Source organism: Actinoplanes sp. NPDC049265 (genome assembly GCF_043197135.1).
Lineage (GTDB): Bacteria > Actinomycetota > Actinomycetes > Mycobacteriales > Micromonosporaceae > Actinoplanes.
Map to the genome: position 1 here is coordinate 1 of NZ_JBICSP010000052.1, position 5,494 is coordinate 5,494.

At 70.4% G+C, this 5,494-nt stretch carries 1 protein-coding gene; it reads left to right on the plus strand.

Annotated elements, in window-relative coordinates:
• Positions 1-78: 78 nt before the first annotated feature.
• Positions 79-5,494: SDR family NAD(P)-dependent oxidoreductase (locus ACGFIO_RS44225; protein WP_392837282.1), on the plus strand; the 5,416-nt coding region annotated here is incomplete at its 3' end.

Here is a 5,494-nt window from a genome sequence, read left to right on the forward strand (position 1 = left end):
TTGTTGACGGCGTTGGGTCGGGCGTATGTGGCGGGCGCCCGGGTGGACTGGGCGAGGGTTACTGGCCCGGGTCGGCGGGTGGATCTGCCGACGTATGCGTTCCAGCGTTCTCGGTATTGGCTCGCGCCGGCTGCGGCTGGCGCGGTGGTGGGTGGTCATCCGTTGTTGGGGGCGGTGACTGAGCTGGTGGGTGGTGGCTTGGTGTTCACCGGCCGGGTGTCGGTTCAGAGCCTTCCGTGGCTGGCGGATCATGTTCTGTTGGGCAGCGTGGTGGTGCCGGGTGCGGCGTTGGTGGAGATGGCGGTCGCCGCTGGTGAACGCGCGGGTTGCGGGCGGGTGGAGGAGTTGGTGCTGCAGGCCCCGCTGGTGATTCCCGCGGACGAGGCGGTCCAGGTGCAAGTGGCCGTCGGGGTGCCGGATGCGGCGGGGATCCGGTCGGTGGCCGTGCACGCCCGCCCGGGCAGTGGTAAGGCGTCGTGGACCGAGCATGCTAAGGGTGTCGTGTCTCCCGCCGGGCATGCCGGGGATGAATGGGATGACGGGCAATGGCCGCCGGCGGGCGCGGTCGCCGTGGACGTTGCGGGTGCGTACGAGGACCTGGCCGGGGCCGGCTACGAGTACGGCCCGGCCTTCCGCGGCCTGCGCGCGGCGTGGCTGCGGCCGGAGGAGACGTACGCCGAGATCCAGCTCCCCGACGATGTCCAGGGGGAGGCTGGGCTGTTCCGCGTGCACCCGGCGCTGCTGGACGCTTTGCTGCACGCGGCCGGACCGGGCGGCGTACTGGCGGCTGTCGAGGGGCGGGCGCTGATCCCGTTCGCGTGGCGGGGCGTGAGTGTGCATGCGGTCGGCGCGACTGCGGTGCGGGCGCGGTTGTGGCGTCTCGGCCCGGACGAGCTCCGGTTGCAGGCGGTCGATGCCGCCGGTCGTCCGGTCCTGTCGGTGGACTCGCTGACCCTGCGGCCGTTGTCCGTCGATCAAATGGGGGCGGCCGCGGACCGGGACGCACTGTTCACCGTCCGCTGGGTCCCGGCCCCCGACGACTCGACCGGATTCGACCGCGTCGGCGCGAGCCCGGTCGGTGACCGGCATTCCGCGGTGGCGGTGGTCGGTGATGGTGTACCCGGTTTGTCTGCGGCGCTGAGGGCGGCGGGCACACAAGTCAGCGCCTATGCGGACCTGAATGCTGTTGCCTCGGAAGCTCCGAGTGTGGTGCTGGCGCGGGTGGCCGGGGAGCCCGGTGACGCCGCGGCGGGTGGTGCCCGGCTCGCCGGTCAGGTGCTGGGTCTGGTGCAGCAGTGGTTGGCGGCCGGCCGGTTGGCGGAGTCGGTGTTGGTGCTGGTGTCGCGGGGTGCGGTGTCCACCGAGTCGGGCGAGGTGGTGACCGATCTTGGTGCGGCTTCGGTGTGGGGTCTGGTGCGTTCGGCGCAGGCGGAGAATCCGGGTCGGTTCGCTCTGGTCGATCTTGATCCGGCGGGTTTGGACGCGGTTGCGCTGAGGGCGGCGTTGGCCGTGGTGGCGGCGGGTGAGCCGGAGGTGGCGCTGCGCGGGGACCGTGTCTTGGTGCGGCGCTTGACCCGTCCGGTGGATGGGGAGTTGCTGGAACCACCCACTGGGCCGTGGCGGTTGCGTGCCGAGGGCGGGTCGGTGGACGGGCTGGTGTTGGCCGGAGCACCCGAGGCGACAGCGTCGTTGCAGGCCGGTGAGGTTCGGATTGCGGTGCGGGCGTCCGGGGTGAATTTCCGTGATGTGTTGGTGGCGTTGGGGATGTATCCGGGTGGCGGTGACATCGGTGTGGAGTGTGCCGGTGTGGTGACCGAGGTGGGTCCGCAGGTGTCGGGTCTGGCCTTGGGGGACCGGGTGATGGGTTTGGTCACGGCCGGGTTCGGGCCGGTCGTGGTTGCTGATCATCGGTTGTTGGTGCGGGTTCCGTCGGGGTGGTCGTGGGCGCAGGCGGGTTCGGCGCCGGTGGTGTTCTTGACGGCGTACTACGCCCTGGTGGTGTTGGCGGGTGTGCGTCGTGGTGAGCGGGTGTTGGTGCATTCGGCGGCTGGTGGGGTGGGTATGGCCGCGGTGCAGTTGGCCCGGCATTTGGGGGTGCAGGTGTATGCGACGGCGAGTCCGGCGAAGTGGCCGGTTCTTACCGGCATGGGCTTGGACCAGGTGTCGTCGTCGCGGTCGACCGGGTTCGAGGAGGAGTTCCTGACGGTGACCCGGGGTGCCGGGGTGGATGTGGTGCTGAACGCGTTGGCGGGTGAGTTGACGGATGCGTCGTTGCGTTTGTTGCCGGGTGGTGGCCGGTTTGTGGAGATGGGCAAGACCGATGTGCGCGATCCGGGTGAGGTTGCGGCGCGGTATCCGGGGGTCACCTACCGCGCGTTCGATTTGATGGAGGCGGGTCCGGAGGAGATTCAGCGCATGTTTGTGGTGCTGGTGGATCTGTTCGAGCGGGGTGTTTTGGTGCCGTTGCCGGTGCGGGCGTGGGATGTGCGGCGGGCGCGGGAGGCGTTCCGGTTTATGTCGCAGGCCCGGCATACGGGGAAGGTTGTTTTGACCGTTCCTCACGATGGGCCGTCGTCGACGGTGTTGGTGACGGGTGGTACGGGGACTCTGGGTGCTGAGGTGGCCCGGCATCTGGCCGCAACGGGCCGGGCGGAGCGTCTGTTGTTGACGTCGCGTCGTGGCCCGGCGGCTCCCGGGGTTGCGGCTCTGGCAGCGGGGTTGGCTGCTGCGGGTGTGGCGGTCACTATCACGGCGTGTGATGTGGCTGATCGGGGTGAGATCGCGGCGGTGGTCGCCGGGGCCGGGCGGTCGTTGACCGGGGTGGTTCACGCGGCTGGGGTGCTCGATGACGGGGTGGTCACGGAGCTGACCCCGCTGCGGATGGGTGTGGTAGCTGCTCCGAAAGTAGACGGGGCGAGGCATCTGCATGAGTTGACCGCCGGTTTGGATCTGGACTCGTTCGTGTTGTTCTCTTCAGCGGCGGCGACGTTTGGTTCGGCGGGTCAGGGTAGTTACGCGGCGGCGAACGCGTTCCTGGATGGTTTGGCGGCGGCTCGGCGTTCCGTGGGTTTGCCGGCGGTGTCGTTGGCGTGGGGGTTGTGGGAGAAGCGCAGTGGTATGACCGGTCATCTGGCCGGTCGGGACACCGATCGCCTCGCCCGTGCGGGGATGCTACCCATGGCCACCGCGCGAGCACTTTCGCTGTTCGATGCCACCGCCGGCCTGGACGAGCCGCTGGCCGTGCTGGCCCCGTTGGACCCGGCCACATCGGCAGTCGCCGACCGGCCCCTGCTCGCCGGCCTCGCTCGCCGTCCCGTGCCCGCAGCCCGCGACGGTGCCCGGAGCGTGACCGGACTGGCCGGTCAGCTCGCCGGCCTGCCCCCGGCCGGACAGGAGCGGCTGCTGCTGGATCTGGTCCGCGCGCAGGCCGCCGTCGTCCTGGGTCACATCTCGCCGGATGCGGTTGAGCCGGCGCGCTCCTTCAAGGACCTCGGGTTCGACTCGTTGACCGCGGTCGAGCTCCGCAACCGGCTCGCCACCGCAACCGGCCTGCGCCTGCCCGCCACCGCGGTCTTCGATTACCCGGCCCCAGCCGTCCTGGGCCGGCACCTGCGAGCCGAGCTCGTCGGGGAGCCCGACGCCGCGGCCGGAGTGGCGCCCTCGGTGCCGGCCGCCGCCGCGACAGCAGACGAGCCGGTGGCGATCGTCGGGATGGGCTGCCGGTTCCCGGGCGGTGTCGGGAGCCCCGAAGAGCTGTGGGATCTCCTGGAATCGGGAGGTGACGCGGTCGGCCCGTTCCCCGGTGACCGGGGCTGGGATTTGGACAGCCTGTACGACCCGGACCCCGATCACCCGGGCACGAGCTATGCGCGGGCCGGCGGCTTCGTACGGGAGGCGGCCGATTTCGACGCGGGCTTCTTCGGTATCTCGCCACGCGAGGCCATGGGGATGGATCCGCAGCAGCGGTTGCTGCTGGAGGTCACCTGGGAAGCGTTGGAGCGAGCGGGAATCGACGCGGGGTCGCTGCGGGGTACGCCCGCCGGGGTGTTCGCCGGGGCGGCCGGTTACGGGTACGGGGAAGCCCAACTCGGGGGTGTCGAAGGCTACGGAGTGACCCGTGGCGCCGGGAGCGTCATCTCCGGTCGGGTGTCGTATGTGCTGGGTCTGGAGGGTCCGGCGATGACGATCGACACGGCGTGTTCGTCGTCGTTGGTGGCGATGCATCTGGCGGTCCAGGCGTTGCGGGCGGGGGAGTGCGATCTGGCGTTGGCGGGCGGGGTGACGGTGATGGCCAGTCCCGTGGGGCTGGTGGAGTTTTCCCGGCAGCGGGCGTTGGCGGTTGACGGGCGGTGTAAGGCGTTCGGGGCGGGCGCGGACGGCATGGGGATGGCGGAGGGCGCCGGGGTGCTGGTGCTGATGCGTCTGTCGGATGCGCAGCGGGCGGGTCATCGGGTGCTGGCCGTCATTCGGGGCAGTGCGGTGAATCAGGACGGTGCGTCCAACGGGTTGACGGCGCCGAACGGGCCGTCACAGCAGCGCGTGATCGCAGCGGCTCTGGCGGCGGCGCGGCTGACTCCGGCCGATGTGGATGCCGTTGAGGCGCACGGTACGGGAACCAGGCTCGGGGATCCGATCGAGGCGCAGGCGCTGCTCGCTACCTATGGGCAGGGCAGGCCCGAGGGGCGTCCCGTCTGGCTGGGGTCGGTGAAGTCGAATATTGGGCACACCCAGTGGGCGGCGGGTGTGGCCGGGGTGATGAAGATGGTCCTGGCGATGCGGCATGAGGTGCTGCCACGGACGTTGCATGCCGACGAGCTGTCCCCGCACGTGGACTGGTCGGCCGGAGACATCCACCTGCTGTCCTCCCCGAAGTCCTGGCCCGCGAACGGCAGACCGCGCCGGGCTGGGGTGTCCTCGTTCGGGATCAGTGGCACCAACGCACACCTCATCCTCGAGGAGGCTCCCGCATTCGAAGAAGTTATGGCTGCGGGTCAGGCGCTGGTGGCGGGTGGCCCGGTGGTGTGGCCGGTGTCGGGTCGGGACGCGGCGGGCCTGGCGGCGCAGGCGGAACGGCTTCGGGAGTTCGTCGGCGTGAGGCCCGATTTGGGCCCGGTGGATGTGGGCTTTTCGTTGGCGAGGACGCGGGCGGCGCTGGCGCATCGGGCGGTGGTGGCCGGCGCGAATCGCGGCGAACTGCTGGCTGGTTTGGCGGCTGTTGCGGCGGGTCAGCCCGCCGCTGGGGTGGTGACCGGGGTGGCCGGCGTCGACGGGATGACGGTGCTGGTGTTTCCGGGTCAAGGCAGTCAGTGGGCGGGGATGGGCCGGGAGTTGCGGTCGGTTTCGCCGGTGTTTGCGGCGGTGTTCGATCAGGTGTGCGGGATTTTGGGTGGTCTGCTGGGCTTGCCGGTCGCGGATGTGGTGTTGGGTCGGGACGAGGCCCGGTTGAGTGAGACGGTTTTTGCGCAGGCGGGTTTGTTTGCGGTGGGTGTCGCTT